Genomic DNA, 1053 nt, shown 5'->3' with positions numbered 1-1053 from the left:
ATCCGCAAAAAACTAGCGCAGTTTGATTGTTTACGAGATGCCATTGAGCACGTCTTACATTTTACGTCCTAAGTACCTTGGCGGTTGCTATACATGGCTCTGTGGCGACTTTACTATCATCTTATTTGGGCGACAAAAGAGCGACAGCCACTAATTACCCCCGAACGCGAAACTCAACTTTACGGTTATATCATTGGCAAAGCTAATACACTTGGTAGCATTATCCATGCTGTGGGCGGAATAGAAAATCATATCCATTTAGTGGCTTCTATTCCACCAAGACTTTCTATCTCTGATTTTGTTAATGCGTCGGCTTACTTTGTTAATGTCAGGACTTACGCAACTGTCATAAGCAATGGCGCTGTTACACCGCGCCGCGTGCCAAACAACTAGGCGATAAACATGGGAACAGCCGGACGTTTGAGTTGCTGAACTAGATAATTTGATAACAATCCATGCTTAATTTGATAGATTGTTTGACCTGTTTTATAAGCTAAATCTTTGAGTCTAAGCCAGACTAAAATAGCACAGGCAATATGGTTTCTTTGAATACGACCTTTGCGGCATTGACATGATTCAACACCAGTCAATTGTTTTAATTCTCGATGAAACTCCTCAACCTTCCATCGAACCTTACACACTTTTTGTACAACGTCCGTAGAATCTTGAGATAAATCGTTTGTAGCGATAAAATCCGTTCTGTTAGTGGAGACAGTTACCCGGAATAGTTTCACTTTGTTAGCTTGCGGAAACTTTTTTATTTTAACTGTTTTACCTAATTCTAACTCCTTTTCATGCCAAAATAACAGTTCAATTCTTTTGTAATCTTCAAGACAAGAAGTATCATCAACAAGTCGATTATGTTTCAGAGAACAATAATAATATTTTCCTAACCCATCAATATATAACATCAATTTATTTGTCGCATACCAAGTGTCCATCAAGACGGCTTTAAATGGTATAACCTTATGGTAAACAAGGTTTTGCAGCATCTCTATTACGTGTTCTATCTTTGTTTTACCATCTCTGTCTGGGTCATAAACAGAAAAGTCA

1 protein-coding gene and 1 pseudogene are annotated in these 1053 nt (G+C 38.3%); one reads left to right on the top strand and one right to left on the bottom strand.

Annotated elements, in window-relative coordinates; all coding sequences use genetic code 11:
• Nucleotides 1-93 precede the first annotated feature (93 nt).
• Nucleotides 94-327: pseudogene (locus V7K36_RS08605) on the top strand (IS200/IS605 family transposase); the annotation flags it as partial.
• 62 nt (nucleotides 328-389) lie between these two features.
• Here V7K36_RS08605 and V7K36_RS08600 read toward each other — a convergent pair.
• Nucleotides 390-1053, bottom strand: a 664-nt coding sequence (locus V7K36_RS08600; RefSeq protein ID WP_335114879.1) for a transposase, incomplete at its 5' end; no start/stop codon positions are given.

Origin of the sequence: Nostoc sp. (genome assembly GCF_036919555.1) — a bacterium.
Classification (GTDB): domain Bacteria; phylum Cyanobacteriota; class Cyanobacteriia; order Cyanobacteriales; family Nostocaceae; genus Nostoc.
The sequence above is the reverse complement of the archived record's forward strand: the minus strand, read 5'-3'. Positions and strand labels throughout refer to the sequence as shown.